At 69.6% G+C, this 17,499-nt stretch carries 18 protein-coding genes; 13 read left to right on the forward strand and 5 right to left on the reverse strand.

Features of this window, described 5'->3' with window-relative positions:
- A partial coding sequence (locus ACWEOO_RS22550; protein WP_452144661.1) for a helix-turn-helix transcriptional regulator occupies positions 1–634 on the forward strand: 634 nt, incomplete at its 5' end.
- Here the strand turns inward: ACWEOO_RS22550 and ACWEOO_RS22555 are convergent.
- Positions 631–1,821 (reverse strand): winged helix DNA-binding domain-containing protein, encoded by a 1,191-nt coding sequence (locus ACWEOO_RS22555; protein WP_452144662.1) that lies wholly within the window; start codon positions 1,819–1,821, stop codon positions 631–633. The genes ACWEOO_RS22550 and ACWEOO_RS22555 overlap by 4 nt on opposite strands.
- A gap of 141 nt (positions 1,822–1,962) precedes the next feature.
- Between ACWEOO_RS22555 and ACWEOO_RS22560 the strand changes: the two genes are divergently transcribed.
- The 5 genes from ACWEOO_RS22560 (at position 1,963) to ACWEOO_RS22580 (ending at position 5,192) form a co-directional block, all read left to right on the forward strand.
- Entirely contained in the window at positions 1,963–2,154 is a 192-nt protein-coding gene (locus tag ACWEOO_RS22560; RefSeq protein ID WP_355700146.1) for a hypothetical protein, read from the forward strand.
- 57 nt (positions 2,155–2,211) lie between these two features.
- Positions 2,212–2,511, forward strand: coding sequence for a twin-arginine translocase TatA/TatE family subunit (locus tag ACWEOO_RS22565; RefSeq protein WP_355700145.1), 300 nt, complete (start codon positions 2,212–2,214; stop codon positions 2,509–2,511).
- A gap of 85 nt (positions 2,512–2,596) precedes the next feature.
- Entirely contained in the window at positions 2,597–3,358 is a 762-nt protein-coding gene (tatC, locus tag ACWEOO_RS22570; protein WP_363715446.1) for a twin-arginine translocase subunit TatC, read from the forward strand.
- Positions 3,358–4,230 (forward strand): diacylglycerol/lipid kinase family protein, encoded by an 873-nt coding sequence (locus ACWEOO_RS22575; protein ID WP_452144663.1) that lies wholly within the window; start codon positions 3,358–3,360, stop codon positions 4,228–4,230. The genes tatC and ACWEOO_RS22575 overlap by 1 nt, the downstream gene beginning before the upstream one ends.
- A gap of 134 nt (positions 4,231–4,364) precedes the next feature.
- Positions 4,365–5,192 carry a chitosanase gene (locus ACWEOO_RS22580; protein WP_452144664.1) on the forward strand — a complete coding sequence of 276 codons (828 nt, stop codon included), beginning with the start codon at positions 4,365–4,367 and terminating at the stop codon, positions 5,190–5,192.
- A 73-nt stretch (positions 5,193–5,265) separates the two neighbouring features.
- Here the strand turns inward: ACWEOO_RS22580 and ACWEOO_RS22585 are convergent, their stop codons facing one another.
- Positions 5,266–5,736: a MarR family winged helix-turn-helix transcriptional regulator gene (locus ACWEOO_RS22585; RefSeq protein ID WP_452144665.1), complete on the reverse strand. Its 471-nt coding sequence runs from the start codon at positions 5,734–5,736 to the stop codon at positions 5,266–5,268.
- A gap of 67 nt (positions 5,737–5,803) precedes the next feature.
- On the opposite strand from ACWEOO_RS22585, the gene ACWEOO_RS22590 reads away from it, so the two are divergent.
- From ACWEOO_RS22590 to ACWEOO_RS22600, 3 genes are all read left to right on the forward strand, one after another.
- Positions 5,804–6,694 (forward strand): alpha/beta hydrolase, encoded by an 891-nt coding sequence (locus ACWEOO_RS22590; protein WP_452144666.1) that lies wholly within the window; start codon positions 5,804–5,806, stop codon positions 6,692–6,694.
- Between the two features lie 10 nt (positions 6,695–6,704).
- Complete coding sequence (locus ACWEOO_RS22595) at positions 6,705–9,524, forward strand: DEAD/DEAH box helicase (protein WP_452144667.1); 2,820 nt, start codon at positions 6,705–6,707, stop codon at positions 9,522–9,524.
- Between the two features lie 99 nt (positions 9,525–9,623).
- Positions 9,624–10,892: a serine hydrolase domain-containing protein gene (locus ACWEOO_RS22600; RefSeq protein WP_452144668.1), complete on the forward strand. Its 1,269-nt coding sequence runs from the start codon at positions 9,624–9,626 to the stop codon at positions 10,890–10,892.
- 417 nt (positions 10,893–11,309) lie between these two features.
- Here ACWEOO_RS22600 and ACWEOO_RS22605 read toward each other — a convergent pair whose 3' ends face one another.
- Entirely contained in the window at positions 11,310–11,774 is a 465-nt protein-coding gene (locus ACWEOO_RS22605) for a MarR family winged helix-turn-helix transcriptional regulator (protein WP_452144669.1), read from the reverse strand.
- 50 nt (positions 11,775–11,824) lie between these two features.
- Between ACWEOO_RS22605 and ACWEOO_RS22610 the strand changes: the two genes are divergently transcribed.
- A complete protein-coding gene (locus ACWEOO_RS22610; RefSeq protein WP_452144670.1) occupies positions 11,825–12,208 on the forward strand; it encodes a cupin domain-containing protein in 384 nt (127 codons plus the stop codon).
- Positions 12,209–12,212: 4 nt separating this feature from the next.
- On the opposite strand, the gene ACWEOO_RS22615 is transcribed toward ACWEOO_RS22610, so the two are convergent.
- Positions 12,213–13,511 (reverse strand): glycoside hydrolase domain-containing protein, encoded by a 1,299-nt coding sequence (locus tag ACWEOO_RS22615; RefSeq protein ID WP_452144671.1) that lies wholly within the window; start codon positions 13,509–13,511, stop codon positions 12,213–12,215.
- A 100-nt stretch (positions 13,512–13,611) separates the two neighbouring features.
- Between ACWEOO_RS22615 and ACWEOO_RS22620 the strand changes: the two genes are divergently transcribed.
- The 3 genes from ACWEOO_RS22620 to ACWEOO_RS22630 all read left to right on the forward strand — a co-directional run bounded on the left by ACWEOO_RS22620 (position 13,612) and on the right by ACWEOO_RS22630 (position 16,407).
- Entirely contained in the window at positions 13,612–14,085 is a 474-nt protein-coding gene (locus tag ACWEOO_RS22620; protein ID WP_452144672.1) for a GyrI-like domain-containing protein, read from the forward strand.
- On the forward strand, positions 14,086–15,141 hold the full coding sequence (locus ACWEOO_RS22625) for a DUF5937 family protein (RefSeq protein ID WP_452144673.1): 1,056 nt from the start codon (positions 14,086–14,088) through the stop codon (positions 15,139–15,141).
- A gap of 63 nt (positions 15,142–15,204) precedes the next feature.
- Positions 15,205–16,407 carry an MFS transporter gene (locus ACWEOO_RS22630; RefSeq protein ID WP_452144674.1) on the forward strand — a complete coding sequence of 401 codons (1,203 nt, stop codon included), beginning with the start codon at positions 15,205–15,207 and terminating at the stop codon, positions 16,405–16,407.
- Here the strand turns inward: ACWEOO_RS22630 and ACWEOO_RS22635 are convergent.
- Positions 16,388–17,440, reverse strand: coding sequence for an FAD-dependent oxidoreductase (locus ACWEOO_RS22635; RefSeq protein ID WP_452144675.1), 1,053 nt, complete (start codon positions 17,438–17,440; stop codon positions 16,388–16,390). The genes ACWEOO_RS22630 and ACWEOO_RS22635 overlap by 20 nt on opposite strands.
- Positions 17,441–17,499: the final 59 nt, after the last annotated feature.

Consider the following 17,499-nt stretch of genomic DNA (forward strand, 5'->3'; position numbering starts at 1 on the left):
CGCCGTCGACCGCGCGATCGCCAAGCTCGAGCGGGCGGCCGGCGAGGCCGCGGCGGCGAACGAGGGCGCGGCCGCGCATGTTCATGTCGAGCCGGCCGCCCCGGAGATCGCCGAGATCGTGAACCGCGGCCTGGCCACGAAACGGCGGCTGCACCTGACGTACGACGTACCGTCGCGCGACGAGACGACCGAGCGCGACGTGGACCCGATGCGGCTGGTCGTGTCCGAGGGGCGCACGTACCTGGAAGCCTGGTGCCGGCTGGCCGAGGACGTGCGGCTGTTCCGCCTGGACCGGATCGCCGCCGTCAAGCTCCTCGACGTGCCGAGCGAGCCGCCGCCCGAGGCGACACCGCGGGACCTGTCCAACGGCATGTTCCAGCCGTCCGAGCGCGACCTGCTGGCCACGGTGAAGCTCGCGCCGCCGGCCCGCTGGGTCGCCGAGTACTACCCCAACGAGTCCGTCGAAGAGGGCCCGGAGAACTCTCTCATCGTCAAGCTCCGCGTCGCCGACACCGCCTGGCTGCAGCGCCTGGTCCTCCGCCTCGGCGGAGCCGCCACGGTCCTGGACCCCGAGGACCTCACCACCCAGATCGCCGCCACGGCCCGCGACGCGCTCTCGGCGTACGACGTCTAGCCCTGGCTGAGGTGCTTCTCGAGCGGGGAGCGGAAGCGTGGCGTGACCCGCACACCGGCCAGCCACTTGGTCCACCGAGCCGCCTCGGCCTCCACCATTGCCGTCGTGTCCGCACCGACGTCTTCCAGGAGCTGGTAGCGGACCTCGCCGGACTCGGGCTGCCCCCAGGCGCCGATGATCCGGCCGTCCGACCAGATGCTGGGGCCGATGTTGCCGGTGGTGTCGAAGAGCTTCGCCTTGTGCGGACCCAGGAACCAGTCGCGCTCCTTCCAGCCCATCGGCGTCGGGTCCAGACCGGGCAGGAACGCCACCCACGGCTCGACCGGGACCTCCGGCGCCTCGTCACCGGGAAGCACAAACCCGACCTGGCCGTCCAGGTCCACCTCGACCGCCTCGACGGCCGCCAGCGCCTTCCGCGTCTGACCGAGCGTCCACCCGGCCCACCACTGCAGATCAGCCGTCGTGCCAGGGCCGAACGACGCCAGCCAGGCCCGGGCGAGCGTCACGCGCGCCTCCTCCGCGGCCAGCTTGTCGCCAAGCCCGGCCGGCAGCCAGTCCGCGACCGGCGACCACTGGTGCTGTCCGCTCAGCCATGTCCCCAGCGGACGCCCGCGCACAATCCGCCCGTCGGCCGCCAGCTGGAACAGCACGCGGCTCGTCACGTACGGCTGCGCGCCGTACGACTTCCCGGGGGCCATGCTGAGCCGGGTCCGCAACCGCGGCTCGTCGGCGGACAGCTCCTGCGCCGTGGCCGAACCACGCAGCGCCAGCGCGGTCGCGGTCGCCTCTTCGACCGCGGCCAGCCACTGCCCGCAGGCGTCGGCGTCCTCCCCGACCTCCGCCTCGAGCAGATGCTTGACCAGCAACTTGCGCTGCTTGACGGCGATGTCGTTGGTGCACGCCGCCTGGACGATGGGCGCGAACGGCGTCGGTACGACGAACACGGTCCGCCGCATGCCCAGCATCCGGATCAGCGACCGATCGTCGTACAGAGCACGCTCCGTGTCCGCGACGTCACTGCCCGGCACCCGAGCGGCCACGCTCAGGTGCACCGTGGCCGGATCGGACGCGTGCAACGCCACCATCGACGCGGCCGCCTCGACCGGATCGGCCGCCTGGCAGCCCGCTCCGAGCCGGTGCCGCCGCCCGAGCCGCGTCCGCCGCTCCTCGACCCCGATCCGCTCCATTCGCGGCCCCCTTGCTCGCCTCGATCACGCCGCACCGCCACTGCGGGACACTCGGTTTTACCATCACGTTCCGACACCGTTGTCCCCGGAGACGCACCGCGGGGCGTGGGTCCCGGCCAGGAAGCGGTTAGGCTCCTGGGTATGTACTGGTTCCTCTTGTTCCTCGCGGTGGTGGCGGTGTGGCTCCTCGTCCTCGCCCTGCTCGCGTGGAGGTTATGGGGCCAGGGCAAGGCACTGACGCGTGAGTTGGTCGCCGCCCAGTCCAAGCTGGAGGCAGCGCAGTCCGCGGCCGGGTCTGGACAGACCCGTGAGGACGCCGGCGCTCCGGCGTAGTATTCGGCCACGAACTCAGGCTCGAGTCCCGAGTTGATGTTGGAAAGGGAGATCGACATGGCAGCACCGCTCATCGGTATGCCCCAAGGCGCAGAATGGCTGATCATTCTCGCGATCGTCGTGCTGCTGTTCGGTTCGGCCAAGCTGCCGGCGCTGGTGAAGCAGCTCGGCAAGTCGAAGAAGATCTGGGAAGAAGAGGTCGGCCCCAAGAAGAAGGACCCGGAGCTGACCGAGGAAGCCTCCCAGCCGCCGGCGCAGCAGACCGTGCAGCAGACCCAGGCGCAGCCGGCCCAGCAGCCGAACCAGGTGAACGGCCAGGGGCCGGGCGACGGCCTGCCGCCGCACACGGCCAACTGAGCCGAACGCCCCACCTGTGTCGATGGTGAAGTTCGGGCGGCGTAAGGAAAAGAAAGAACGCCACCCGAAGGACCCAGAGGGTCGGATGACCCTGCGCGAGCACATTGTCGAGCTCCGGAACCGGCTGCTCATCAGTGTGCTCGCGATCGTGGTCGGAACGGTCGTCGGCTGGATCTTCTACAATCACGCCTTCGAGTTCCTGACCAAGCCGTTCGTGACGAGCGTGGCCGAGATGGCCAAGGACGCCGGACAGACCAAGACGCCGCAGCTGACGTTCCCGGGTGTCGGCAACGCGCTGACGTTCCGGATCAAGATCTCGGCGCTGTTCGGCCTGGTGCTGGCCGCGCCGGTCTGGCTGTACCAGCTGTGGGCCTTCGTCGCGCCCGGACTGCACCGCAGCGAGCGCAAGTGGGCCTACATATTCTCGGCGATCGCAACCCCGCTGTTCGCCACCGGGATCGCGGTCTCGTACTGGACGCTGCCGAAGGGCATCGAGATCCTGCTCGGCTTCACGCCGCTGGACATCCAGAACCTGGTCGAGCTGCCCGACTACCTGGACTTCGTGCTCCGCACGATGCTCGTCTTCGGCGTCGCGTTCCTGATCCCGCTGGTGGTCGTGCTGCTGAACATGGTCGGCGTGGTGCCGGCCGCCGCGCTCGGCAAGTTCCGGCCGTACATCATCCTGGTGATCTTCGTGTTCGCCGCCGTCGCGACGCCGTCCGGCGACCCGTTCACGATGTGCCTGCTGGCGATCCCGATGTGCCTGCTGTTCTTCGTCGCCGAGATCATCTCGCGCTTCAACGACAAACGCCGCGCCCGCCGGTCCGAAGAGCTGCTGGCGGACTGATGAGTCGGCGGATCGCCCTGGTGGTCAACCCCACCAGCGGCCGGGGACGTGGTGCGCGGATCGCGCCGGCGGTGCGCGAGCAGATCGCCGCCGCGGGGCTGACCGTCGACGTCCACACCACGACGTGTGCCGAGGACGTCGGCCGGATCGCCGCCGAGGTGGTCGCCTCGGGCGCGGATGCGGTCGCGCTGATCGGCGGCGACGGCACCATCCACCTAGGCGCTCAGGTGCTGGCCAACTCCGGGATGCCGTTCGGCGTCATCCCGGCCGGCACCGGCAACGACTTCGCCCGCGGGATCGGCGTACCGCTGGGGGATCCGGCCGCGGCGGCCGACCTGGTCGTCGCGGGTAAGACCCGGACGATCGACCTCGCAGTGGCCAAGGACAGGTTCATCACCACCGTCGTGGCCGGCGGCTTCGACTCGCTCGTCAACAAACGGGCCAACGCGATGAGCTGGCCCAAGGGCAGTTCCCGTTACACCGTCGCGACGCTCGCCGAGCTCCGCACGTTCAAGCCCCTCGAGTACGTCGTGACGGTCGACGACGAGGTGATCGAGACCGAGGCCATGCTGGTCGCGGTCGGCACCGGGCCGACGTACGGCGGCGGCCTGCAGATCTGCGCCGGCGCGGAGATCGACGACGGGCTGCTGGACGTGACGATCATCGAGCCGGTGTCCCGGATGACACTGCTGCAGCTGTTCCCGAAGCTGTCCAAGGGCACCCACGTCGGCCACCCGGCGGTGCGCGCCGTCCGCGGCCGCTCGGTCCGGCTCGAGTCGCCGGGCATCACGGCGTACGCCGACGGCGAGGTCCTCGGCCCGCTGCCGGTCGACATCGGGGTCGCCCCGGGGGCGCTCACCGTGTTCGCCTGAGCGTTCGCCTGAGCGTTCGCCTGAGTGTCCGCCTGAGACACAACTGACATGAACTGAGCTGTTCTCACGACCGGCGTTCATCTGATAGGAAAGCTTCCTAACAGTTCATCCTCGGACGCCCCTCGGAGGACCACATGGAGTACCGCCCCTCGCGCCGGACCACGCTGCTGCTCGGCCTGTCGCTCGCCGCCGTGCCGGCCACCGGGCTCGCCGTCTCCCGCTACGCGCCGCACGCCGACGCCGCGGTGCAGGCGACCGGCCTCGACGACCCGGCGAAGAAGGAGATCGCGATGCAGATCGTCTGCAGCGCGGAGAACTCGTCGCTGGACTGGAAGGCGCAGTACAAGTACATCGAGGACATCGACGACGGCCGCGGGTACACCGCGGGCATCATCGGGTTCTGCTCGGGGACCCACGACATGCTCGAGCTCGTCGAGCTGTACGCCGATCGCAAGCCGAACAACATCCTGCAGAAGTACCTGCCGGCGCTGCGCCGCGTGGACGGCAGCGACTCGCACTCCGGCCTCGACCCGAACTACACCAGGGACTGGAAGACCGCCGCCAAGGACTCGGTGTTCCAGCAGTGCCAGAACGACGAGCGCGACCGGGTGTACTTCAACCCGGCGGTCAGCCGCGGCAAGTCCGACGGGCTGCGCACCCTCGGGCAGTTCTGCTACTACGACGCGATCGTCATGCACGGCGACGGTGACGACCCGACCAGCTTCGGCGGGATCCGCAAGCGGGCGCTCGCCAAGGCGAAGCCGCCGGCGCAGGGCGGCAACGAGACGACGTACCTGAACGCGTTCCTGGACGCCCGGGTCTGGGCGATGAAGCAGGAGGAGGCGCACAGCGACACCAGCCGGGTGGACACCGCGCAGCGGGTGTTCCTCCGCAACGGCAACTTCAACCTGAACACACCGCTGGACTGGAAGGTGTACGGCGACCCGTACCACATCGGCTAGCCACTGCGGACCGCCATCACTCACCAACCCTCGCTGCGGGCCTGTCGACGACCGCGGCTGAGCGTCGGCTCGGTCAGCTGTCGGCGGTTGATGAGTGGTGGCGGTCCGTGCGCTGGTCGAGCTCGGCACGTTGACGCAGCATCGACAGGCTGGTCGCGAGCTGGTCGACGACCGGCGCCGGCAGGACGGAGCCGACCCAGGTCTGCAGCTCGTCCTCGACCGTCGGCGCCGCGGCGGCGAGGAGATCGGCGCCCGCGGGGGTCAGCTCGACCAGCGACGAGCGGCGGTCTGACGGGTTCGCCGTCCGCCGGACGCGCCCGGCGGCCTCGAGCCGGTCGACCGCCTTGCTGGTGGCGCCGACCGTGATCGCCATCTCCCGCGCCAGGTCGTAGACCCGCGCCGTCCCGTGCGCCGCGATGAACCGCAGGAACTCGAACTGGCCGAGCGGAAGCGCATGCTCGGCCTTCAGGCGGGCGTCGAGCACGTTGTAGAGCCGCGTTTCCAGCCGGACCAGGTCCGTGAACAATGCTGTGAGATCGGTCACGGGAATTAGATTCCTTGGAATGTAGTTGCAGAGAACTATATTCCTCGGAATCTATCAGGAGGCAGCTATGAGCCGGGACCAACGCGCTGTGGCGCGCAGCTTCATCACCAAGGGCGACCCCCGGCGGACGCCCGAGCAGCAACGGGCCGATTTCGACGCGGTGTTCGCCGTGCGGCCGCTCGGCGACGACGTCACGCTCGTCCGAACCAGTGTGGGCGGGGTGCCGGCGCTGGACGTCCAGGTCGAAGGAGCCGACGGCGACAGCGTGATCCTCTACTTGCACGGCGGCGGGTACGTGATCGGCTCGGCCCGCACCGGCGCGAACCTCGCGGCGCCGCTGTCCCGCCGTACCGGTCTGCCGGCGGTCTCGCTGGACTACCGGCTCGCGCCGGAGAACCCGTTCCCGGCCGCGGTCGACGACGCGCTGGCGGCGTACATCGCCTTGCAGGAAGGCGGTCGGGACGTCCTGATCGCCGGCGACTCCGCGGGTGGCGGACTGGCGCTCGCGACGATCCTCGCCGCACGCCGGCAAGGTCTGCGGCTGCCGCCGGCGGCCGTCGTGTTCTCGCCGTGGACCGACCTGACGCTGTCCGGCGCCAGCATGGACGCGCGCGGCGACCAGGACCCGCTGTTCAGCCGGGAGCACTTCGACGCGTACGTCGACGCCTACCTGGCCGGTCACGACCCGAAGGACGAGCTGGCCAGCCCGCTCCTCGCGGACCTCACCGGTTTGCCGCCGCTGCTGATCCAGGTCGGATCCGCCGAGGTGCTGCTCGACGACTCGCTGCGGCTCGCGGCCCGCGCCGCGGAGCAGGAGGTGGATGTGAGCCTGGACGTGGTCGCGGGAGCTCCGCACGTGTACCAGTTCAACGTCGGCGTGATGGACGAGGCCGACGCCGCGCTGACGCGAGCCGCGCAGTGGCTGGCCCAGCGTGGCTTTGGGGGTGGGGTCGCATAGATTGGGGTCCATGAGTACCCCGTCCGAGAAGTACGCCTCGTTCCGCTCGGACCAGGAGCATCCTGCCGTGAAGGAGTTCCGGGCGCTCTACGACTTCGAGCTGGACGAGTTCCAGCTGCGCGCCTGCGCCGCCCTCGAGGACGGTCACCAGGTGCTGGTCGCGGCGCCCACCGGCTCCGGCAAGACGCTCGTCGGTGAGTTCGCCGTCCACCTCGCCCTGGAGCGTGGGCAGAAGTGCTTCTACACCACCCCGATCAAGGCGCTGAGCAACCAGAAGTACGGCGACCTGGTGAGCAGGTACGGCGCGGACAAGGTCGGCCTGCTCACCGGCGACAACTCGGTGAACTCCGAGGCCCCGATCGTCGTGATGACGACCGAGGTGCTGCGGAACATGCTGTACGCCGGGTCGCAGACGCTGCTCGGCCTCTCGTACGTAGTGATGGACGAGGTGCACTACCTGGCCGACCGCTCCCGCGGCGCGGTCTGGGAAGAGGTGCTGATCCACCTGCCGGACTCGGTGTCGGTGGTCTCGCTGTCGGCGACGGTGAGCAACGCCGAGGAGTTCGGCGACTGGCTGGAAACGGTCCGCGGCAACACCTTCGTCGTCCTGGAGGAGAAGCGCCCGGTGCCGCTGTTCCAGCACGTGATGGTGGGGAAACGGCTGCACGACCTGTTCGCCGGGGAAGCGCCGACCGCTCGGGTCGGCGCTCCTGCGAAGCCCTCGAAGTCGGGCAATCCGGCGAAGGCGGGTAACCCGGCGAAGGCCGATCTCAAGGACCTGGTGAACCCGCAGCTGGTCCGGATCGCCCGCGACGACAACCGGATCTTCCGCGACGACTCCCGCAAGCCGCGGCGCCGCCGCGACCTGCCGAGGAACCGGCCGGCCAAGACCCACTTCACGCCGTACCGCTCGGACGTGGTGGAGGAGCTGGACGCCGGCGCGCTGCTGCCGGCGATCTTCTTCATCTTCTCCCGCAAGGGCTGTGAGGACGCGGTCGTGCAGTGCCTGCGGTCCGGGCTGCGGCTGACCAAGCCGTCGGAGCGCGACGAGATCAAGCGCGTGGTCGCCGAGCGGACGGCGGACCTCCCGGACGAGGACCTCGGCGTGCTCGGGTACCACGACTTCGCCGAGGCCCTGTCGCGCGGGATCGCGGCGCATCACGCGGGCATGCTGGCGGCCTTCAAGGAGGTCGTCGAGGAGCTGTTCGCGCGCGGCCTGATCAAGGTCGTGTTCGCCACCGAGACGCTTGCCCTGGGCATCAACATGCCGGCGCGCACCGTCGTCCTCGAGAAGCTCTCGAAGTGGAACGGCGAGGCGCACGTCGACATCACGCCGGGGGAGTACACGCAGCTGACCGGGCGCGCCGGACGGCGCGGGATCGACGTCGAGGGGCATGCGGTCGTGCTCTGGCAGCCCGGGTTCGACCCGCGCGAGGTCGCCGGCCTGGCGTCGACGCGGACGTATCCGCTGCGGTCGTCGTTCTCCCCGTCGTACAACATGGCCGTCAACCTGGTGCGTCAGGTCGGGCGGACGCGGGCGCGGGACATGCTCGAGCTGTCGTTCGCGCAGTTCCAGTCCGACCAGGCCGTGGTCGGGCTGGCGCGGCAGGTGCAGCGCAACACCGAGGCGCTCGAGGGGTACAAGGAGTCGATCGATTGCCACCTCGGCGACTTCCTCGAGTACGCCGCGCTGCGCCGGCGGATCGGCGATCGCGAGGCGTCCGGGTCGAAGCGCCGCAAGCTCGACCGCCGGATCGAGGCGCAGGAGTCGATCGAGAAGCTGAAGACCGGTGACATCGTCCGGATCCCGGCCGGCCGCAGCGCGGGCTGGGCGCTGGTGCTCGACCCGGGCATGCGATCGGAGCGGGAAGGGCCGCGGCCGACCGTGCTGACGCTGGACCGGCAGGTGCGGAAGCTGTCGATGGTCGACTTCCCGACACCGGTGGAGGCGATCGGGACGCTGCGGATCCCGCGCAAGTTCAACCCGCGCAACCCGCAGCAGCGCCGCGAGCTCGCCCAGGTGCTGCGGAACCGGACCGACCTGCTCGGCGAGGACGGACCGCCGTCGCGCGGCCGCGACATCGTCTCCCACGCCGACGACCCGGAACTGCAGGAGATGCGGGCGCAACTGCGCGCGCACCCCTGCCACGGCTGCTCGGACCGCGAGGACCACGCCCGCTGGGCCGAGCGGTACTTCCGGCTCGACCGCGAGAACCGTGACGTGCAACGGAAGATCGAGCAGCGGACGAACACGATCGCCCGCCAGTTCGACCGGGTCTGTCAGGTGCTGGACGCGCTGCACTACCTCGACGGCGACAAGACGACCGAGGCCGGCGACCGGCTCGCCCGGATCTACACCGAGCTCGACCTGGTCGCGGCGGAATGCCTGCGGCAAGGGGTGTTCGACGACCTGACCGTGCCGGAGCTGGCCTCGTGCCTCGCGGCGCTGGTGTACGAGTCGCGGTCCAAGGACGAGCCGACCTCACCGCGGCTGCCGCGCGGCGACGTACGGATCGCGCTGGAGCGGATGGGCTCGATCTGGCGGGACCTGTCCGCGCTGGAGCGGGACATGCGGGTCGACTTCCTGCGCTCGATGGACCTGAACTTCTGCTGGCCCGCGTTCCGCTGGGCGTCGGGTGCGTCGCTGGCCGAGGTCCTGTACGAGTCCGACCTGGCCGCCGGCGACTTCGTCCGCTGGGTCAAGCAACTCATCGACCTCACCGAACAGATCGCCGACGCCGCCGGAGACACCCCGCTCCGCAGCACGGCCCGCGCCGTCGTCGACCAGATCCGCCGAGGCGTCATCTCCTACGCCTCCATGGTCGAGTAAGCGGTGTCTGCGTCAGTCGTCGCCAACTGGCCCGAGTGGACCTCTGGAGGTGAAAGACTTTCGGGGTCCGGGAGTCTCGGTTCGAAGGAGTAGACGTTCGTGGAGCTGTCGCGTCGGAATCTGGGGAAGCTTGCTGTCGCGACCGGTGCTACCGCTGCGGTCGGCACCGGTGCTGGTTATGTGATCGGGCGGCCGGCTGATGCGGCTGCTACCTGGCAGACCACCGGGACCGCGGTGTCGGCGCTGGCCGGGTTCGACAGTCAGATGAAGGCGTTCATGCAGGCCCGCGGCGTGACGGCCGGGCAGCTCGCGGTGACGTACAAGGGCCGCCTGGTGCTTGCCCGCGGCTACAGTACGTCGACCGCGTTGACCGTGCAGCCAACCTCGTTGTTCCGGATCGCCAGCTTGTCGAAGTCGTTCACCGCGGCGGCGATCGTGAAGCTCGTGCAGGACGGGAAGGTGAGCCTGCCGACGCCGGTCGCGAACATCCTCGACATCACACCGGCGAGCGGCCTGACCCGGGACTCGCGCTGGTCGTCGATCACGCTGTGGAAGGTGCTGCAGCACCTCGGCGGCTGGGACCGGGACGTGTCCGGTGACCCGAACTTCAAGGACGCGACCATCTCGCGGACGCTCGGCGTACCGCTGGAGCTGCAGCACGCGGACGTCATCAAGTACATGGCCGGGCAGAAGCTCGACTTCACGCCGGGCTCGAAGTACGCGTACTCGAACTTCGGGTACCTGCTGGCCGGCCGGGTGATCGAGAAGGTCAGCGGCCTGAGCTACGAGAACTACGTGAAGCAGAAGCTGCTCGCCCCGTTGAAGATCACGCGGATGTCGCTGGGCTGGTCGATCGCCAAGCACAGTGGCGAGACGTCGTACGAGTCGCAGTACTCCGGCCCGACCGTGCTGGACGGCTCCGCGAAGACCGTCGCCGCGCCGTACGGCTCGTTCAGCATGCGGATCCAGGACGCGAACGGCGGCTGGATCGCCAGCGCGCCCGACCTGGTGCGCTGGGCGAGGATGTTCGATGCGCCGTCGAGCGTGCTGAACAGCACGTCACTCGGCCGCGTCTGGGCGAAGCCGTCCACCGGCGTCAACGCCGACGGCTGGTACTACGGCCTCGGCTGGCAGATCCGCCCGGTCAGCAGCGGCACCGGCCGCAACACGTGGCACACCGGCAGCATGCCGGGCACGTACACGCTGCTCGTCCGTACGTCGGGCGGGCTGAGCTGGGCCGCACTGTTCAACCGCCGCGACGACGCCAGCGGCAAGTCGTACGGCGACATCGACGCAGCCATGTGGACCGCCGCCAACGGCGTGAAGTCCTGGCCCACCCACGACTTCTTCCCCAAGTACTTCAGCTGACCCCCGCCAAAGCACCTGTCTGACGACCCGCCACCGCGGATCACGAGGCAGCCTGTGGTGACCAGAGACCTGCTATTACCAGTCCCCGGTCACCCGTTCCCGTCCCCTCTTCCCTCCCACGGCTCAAACCTCGTCGAGTCGTGGATTTCGGCGGCTCAGCACAGCCTCGATCCACGACTCGCGGTTGCGGCGCCCGACCAAACCCCACGACTCGGCGCGCTACCGCACGACGTGCAGCTCACTGGCGCCGCTGGCGGGTTCTTCGGTGCTAGGACGCAACAACCCCGCCGCCGGCGCATCCTCCCCGGGTGCAACGGCTCCAGCGCCCCGGGGCTCAGCACACCCGGCCTCAACACGCAGGCTGCGGTGCGACAACCCGACTGCGGCAGCACCTCGCGGCAGTGGCAGTTGCTGCGGTCAGTACATCGCTGCGCGGAAGTGCGGCGGGCTGATGGTGGCTTCGCCGGCGATGTCGGTCAGGACTTCGCGCAGCGTGTCGACGGCCTCGTCGCCGAGACGGTTGCGGAGCCTGCGTTCGTACAGCTGATGGAACCGGCGGGCCGCCGCCAGTGTGGCGCGGCCGTGGTCGGTGAGGTGCAGCAGCCGGGCGCGGGCGTCGGTCGGGTCCGGGCGGCGTTCGACGTACCCGCGGCGTTCCATGTCGTCGACGATCTGGCTCGCGCCCTGTTTGGTGACCTCGAGCCGCTCGGCCAGGCCGCTGATCGTCTTCGGGCCGTCGGACAGCGTCCGGAGCACGAAGCCGTCCGAGCGGCCGTGGTCGGTGTATCCCTGCGTGGCGGTGTACTCGTGCAGTTCGCGGACGAACTCCTGGTCCGCCAGCAGCAGAAGAATCCCGATATCCACCTTGCCCGATCGCGTCATGTGGCCCATGATAGTCAAGCTGGCTTGGTCAAGTCAGCTTGACTAAATGGATGGGGGACGAGATGTATGTGACGCCCGCGGCCGACGCGCCGCGCTTCGAGCTGGGTGGTGCGCAGTTCACCGTGCAGGCCGCGCCGAGCCTCGGTTCGCCGGGGCTGTGCACCTGGCGGCTCACGGTTCCTCCGGGGCACGGCGGCGACGCGCCGCACACGCTCGACCGGGACGAGGTGTTCATGGTGCTGAGCGGCACCGTGCAGCTCGCCGCGGACGGCGACAAGCTCGGCCCGGGCGACGCCGCCGTCGTGCCGGCCGGTGAGCCGATCGCGCTGACCAACCTCGGCGAGGGCGAGGCCCAGCTGATCGTCGCGATCACGGCGGGCTTCACCGGCTACATGGCCGACGGTACGGCGGTCCAGCCGCCCTGGTCGAAGTAGCGGCTCAGCACCGCCGGTTCGGTGGGCTGTACGTCGTCTTGCTGGGCGTGGCGACGTAGTAGTCGGTGACCCACGAGCCGTCGGTGAGGCGGTCCCAGACGGCGGTCGTGCCGACCTTCGATCCGGCTCGCTGGCAGCTGATCCAGGCCAGCGAGCCGATCGGCAGCGGGTTCGGGTACGCGGCGTACGCCGTACCCGGCCCGTGCCGGCGTGTGAGGTTGTTGATCGTGGTCTGGTACGGGAAGGTGCAGCCGGGGATCGGTGCGCTGTAGCCGGTCTTGTTCGGCGTCCGGACGTAGTAGTCGATGACGTAGGTGCCGTCGGTCAGCCGGTCCCAGACCGCGCTGGTGCCGATCTTCGGGCCGAAGGTCTGGCAGACGATGCGGACCCCGGCGTTCGCCGGAATGGTGGAGCGGATGGCGTAGGCGGTCGACGGGCCGCTGTAGGAGTAGATGGTGGCGCGGACCGTGTAGGTGTACCAGACCGTCGCCACTGGCGCGTCGAAGCGGTCGTTGTCGATGTTGAGGGTCACGCCGCCGTACGTCTCGGTGTGGTCGCCGCGGTACTGCTTGCCGCGCTGGCCGACCAGCCAGAACGTGTTGGGAACGGTCGGCCAGTTCGTCAGCGAGCTGTTGTTGTCCCAGCGTGCGATCCAGAGCGCGTCCGGTCGTGCGTAGGTGCTCGAGTTGTAGGCGGCGGCCAGGTCGACCGCGCCGGAGTTCTGGTGTGCGTAGACGCCGGACAAGAAGCCGAGTGCGTGGAGCTGTTTTGTCCACGCGGACAAGTACCGCAGGACGGTCGCCCGGCAAGTGCTGTTGGTGATGTCGTAGTGCTCCATGTCGGCGTAGATCGCGCTACCGCCGAGCAGGTTGAGCGCTCCTGCCGCCCGTACGGCGTCGCGCGCGAGCAGGGCGCCCTGGAGGGTCGCTGACGGCACGGTCATCTTCACAGCGTTGGTGCGTGTCGTGCACGGCGCCTGGTAGCCCATGTAGATAGGGACCAGCCGGAAGCCCATCCGGGTCACGCTGCTGACCCAGCTGGGAGTCAGCTGTGGCTGAGCGCAGGTCCGGTTCACGCCGCCGATGTAGATGCCGACCGCCCGGTACGGCGAGGCCAGCCAAGCTGACATCTGCGCGACGCTCGGCGCCGTACAGGTGTCGAACGCGAGCCCGGTGTACCGCGTCGCCGTCGCACCGGCCGGGTACGGCAGCGGGGTCGTGGGCTCGGCGCCGGCGGGAACGGTTGTGCCGATACCGGCGACAGCGAGTGCGAGAGCCGCGACGAGAAGCTTGACCTTGAACATGATGGCCACCCCCAGCTCTCAGTAGACGCTCGGTAATACGCCGCGGCAAGCCCGGTTGGGGTTAAGTTGTGCGCAACGACGTCCTTGGAGGGAACACGTCATGCCGGAGATCGTGGAGATCGGGGAACGGCCGTACGTCGCGTTGCGGGGCAAGGTCGCGATGGACGGGATCGCGGCGTTCGCGGACCGGATGGGCGAGGTGGTCGCCTGGCTCGCCGCCAAGGAGATCGCGCCGAACGACGCGCCGTTCTTCAAGTACGACGTGGTCGACATGGAGACCGGGCTGGTGCTGGAGATCGGGTTCCCGGTCGACGACCTGCACTCCGGCGAGGGCGAGATCGTCACCGGCGTACTCCCGGCCGGGCGCTACGCGACCGTCAGGCACCACGGCCATCCGGACGGGCTGCTCGGAGCGACGCGCGATCTGCTCGCCTGGGCCGAGCAGGAGGGTCTCGAGTGGGACGCCGACGGTGACCACTGGACCGCCCGCCTGGAGGTGTACCGCTCCGACCCGCGTGAGGTCCCCGACATGAACGACTGGGACACCGACCTCCAGTTCAAGCTGAAGGACTGAGTGCCGACCGTTCTCGCAGGCGTGACCCGGCTGGAGCCGGAGCGGATTCGTCACGTCGCCTCGCCGCTGATCGAGCTCGGCTGCGCACTGCATGTGCTGGCTGAGCCCGCCCATCACGACCGAGTCGACTGGGCTGCGTCGCTCCCGTTGTCCGCCGAGCTGCGGGCGGAGCTGGCGCAGTGGACCTGGACCGTGCGCGCCGTGCGGGCTCGGTTCTTCGCCACCAGCGCCGCCATCGGCGTCCCGACCTGGACCGACGAGCTGGCAGGACTGCGTTCTCGCCCGCCGGAAGACGTGGCCGCAGAATTGGTCAGGCCGTTGCGTGGTCGCCCACTGAGCAGCCGGTCGATCGACACGGACGCCGTACAGCACTGGGCTCGTAGCCGTGGACGCTCTGTCGCCGCACTGGTCGAGTCCTTGCTGACGTCACCTGCTGAGCCGGTCCGCCGGTTTCTCGACGTACTGGACGCCTGCTGGCGCGAGTGGTTCGGTGAGCTCTGGGAGGCGTCGTACGACACGCTGGCTGCTCGTGGCCGGCAAGACCGTGACCTGGCCGTCCGGGACGGTCTCGGGACCATGCTGCGTTCGCTCGACAGCGCGATCGACGTACGGGACGCGGACAGCGTCGTCGTGCAGAAGGTGCAGAGCAAGCGCATCGACATCAGCACGCGCTCGCTGTTGCTTGTGCCGAGCAACTACATCGCACCGCACCTGTTCGTCGGCGAGATCCCCGGTGAGCCGGTGACGGTCATCTATCCCGCCGGCGGTCGCGCGGCCGCCGTACCCACCGCACAGCAGATCCGTGCCCGCTTGGACGCGCTGGCGTCGCCGGATCGCCTCCAGGTCTGCCGCGCCGTGGCCAGCGAGGCGCGGACGGCGGGCGAGATCGCCGCGCTCTGGGGTCTCCACTCCACGCAGGTCACCCGCCACCTCCGGGCACTCACCCGCGCCGGACTGGTGACCGCCGAACGGCAGGGCCGCTTCGTCGCGTACCGCCTGAACAACGACGCGCTGACCACCCTCGGCACCGACCTGTTGACGCTGATCATGCGCTGATCGACTGACGGAAGTCGGCAGTCCACCGCCGGGTCCGGGCCACCGAATGTTGGATGAGCAGCTGTGACCTCATCCTTCTCGCCCGCCGTCCGACGGCTGATCGCTGCCACTCTGGTCAACACGCTCGGGAACGGTGTCTACGCAGCGGTCGCGGCGCTCTACCTGACCCGCGCTGTCGGTCTCTCGATCGCTCACGTCGGTGTGGGACTGACTGTGGCCGCACTGGTCGGTCTGGTCGCGAGCACGCCGCTCGGCGTCGTGGCGGACCGGCTCGGACCCAACCGGGCGTACGTCGGGTTCCTGCTGCTCCAGGCGATCACGATGACCGCACTGACCCAGGTGCGGTCGTTCGGCTGGTACGTCGCCGTGGCGGCGGTGACCGCGATCGCGGACTCGGGGCAGCGGGGCGCGAAGGGCGCGTTGATCGCCGGAGTCGCACCGGCCGATCAGCGGGTGCGCACCCGGGCGATCCTCCGGGTGGTCACGAACATCGGCATGGCCGTCGGTATGGCAGCCGCCGGAGTGGTGCTCGCGGTCGACCGGCGTGAGGTGTACGTCGTGGCGCTGCTGGCGAACGCGGCGACGTACCTGGTGACGGCGGGGTTGGTGCGCTTCGGGATGCCGGCCGTTCCGCCGGTGCCGTCCGCGTCGGGGCCGTCCGGGCTGACAGCGGTACGGGACCGGCGGTTCCTGGTGTTCGTCGGACTCGACGGCGTGCTGAGCATGCATGGTGCGCTCGCGCAGGTCGGTATCCCGCTGTGGGTCGCGACCGCGACGGATGCGCCACGGTGGATCATCTCGGTGCTGCTGGTGCTCAACTCGGCGGCCGTGATCCTCTTGCAGGTCCGGATCTCCCGCGGCACCGAGCGTCTCAGTGGCGCGGCCCGAGCCGGTCGGCGCGCCGGACTGCTGCTGGCGGTCACCTGTCTGGTCCTGGCACTGAGCGATGCGACCTCCGGAGCGGTGACGATCGGTCTGCTGGTCGCTGCGGCGCTCGCGCATGTCCTGGGGGAGATGCTGCAGTCGGCGGGCGGCTGGGGCATCAGCTTCGAGCTGGCCCCGCCCGGCGCCCAAGGCCAGTACCAAGGCGCCTACGCCATGGGCCACCAGATCGGCGACCTGGTGGCGCCCCTGCTCATCACGACGGTCGCGGTGTCCTGGGGCTGGCCGGGGTGGTTGCTGACGGCAGCTGTGTTCCTGGTGGCCGGGTTGTTCGTGCCGGTCGTGGTGCAGGAGCCGGAACCCGTTATGCAGCCACAGGTTTGAGGAGGTCGCGCAGCGCGCGGGCAGCCGTGAAGCCGGCACGGTTGGCGCCGATGGTGCTGGCCGACGGGCCGTAGCCGACCAGATGGACCCGCGGGTCGATGACCGTGGCGGTGCCGTTCATGCGGATGCCGCCGGACGGCTCACGCAGGTGCAGCGGTGCCAGGTGCGCGAGGTCGGCCCGGAAGCCGGTCGCCCACAGGATCGTGTCGACCTGCAGATGATCGCCGGACGCCCACTCCACGCCGTCCTTCGTGATCCGCGAGAACATCGGCAGGCGGGTGTAGACGCCACGGTCCGCGGCCGCCTGCTCCTGGGGCCTCAGATGCAGCCCTGTCACACTGACGACGCTGCGCGGCGGCAGGCCGGCCCGGACTCGCTCTTCGACGCGAGCCACGACCTGACGCCCGTACTCCGGCGTGAAGTCCTCGCCCGTCCGCCACTCCGGCGGCCGACGCGTCACCCATGTGGTCGTGGCTACCGCGGAGATCTCCGCAAGCAACTGGACGGCAGACGCCCCGCCGCCGACAACCAGGACATGCTGACCGGCCAGCTCAGCCGCGCCGCGGTAGTCGGCCGTGTGCAGTTGGCGCCCCTCGAACGTCTCGATGCCCGGATACCAGGGGATGAAGGGCCGGTCCCACGTCCCGGTCGCGTTCACGATCGAGGCCGCGTGGTAACTGCCGTTGGACGTCTCCAACTCGAACCCGTCCGCCGCCGGCCGGACGCTCTCCACGGCCACAGGCCGCAGTACCGGCAGGTCGAACTGCTTCTCGTAGTCCGCGAAGTACGCCGGGACGAACTCGTTGGCCCGCTCCGCGCCCGCACTCGACGGTACCGGAACGCCGGGCAGGTTCGCGATCCCGTGCACATCGTGCATGGTCAGCGAGTCCCACCGGTGCTGCCAGGCGCCTCCGGGGTCGGTGTTGCGGTCCAGGACGAGGACCTCGTCGTACGGCGTGAATCCCATCCGGACCAGGTGGTACGCAGCCGACAGCCCGGCCTGTCCCGCACCGATCACCGCTACCTCGAGCACATCAGCACCAACGCCCGGCGCGGCCCACGTCTTCCCGGCGGCAAACATGACTCGGGCGG

The sequence above is a fragment of the Kribbella sp. NPDC004138 genome, assembly GCF_053603655.1.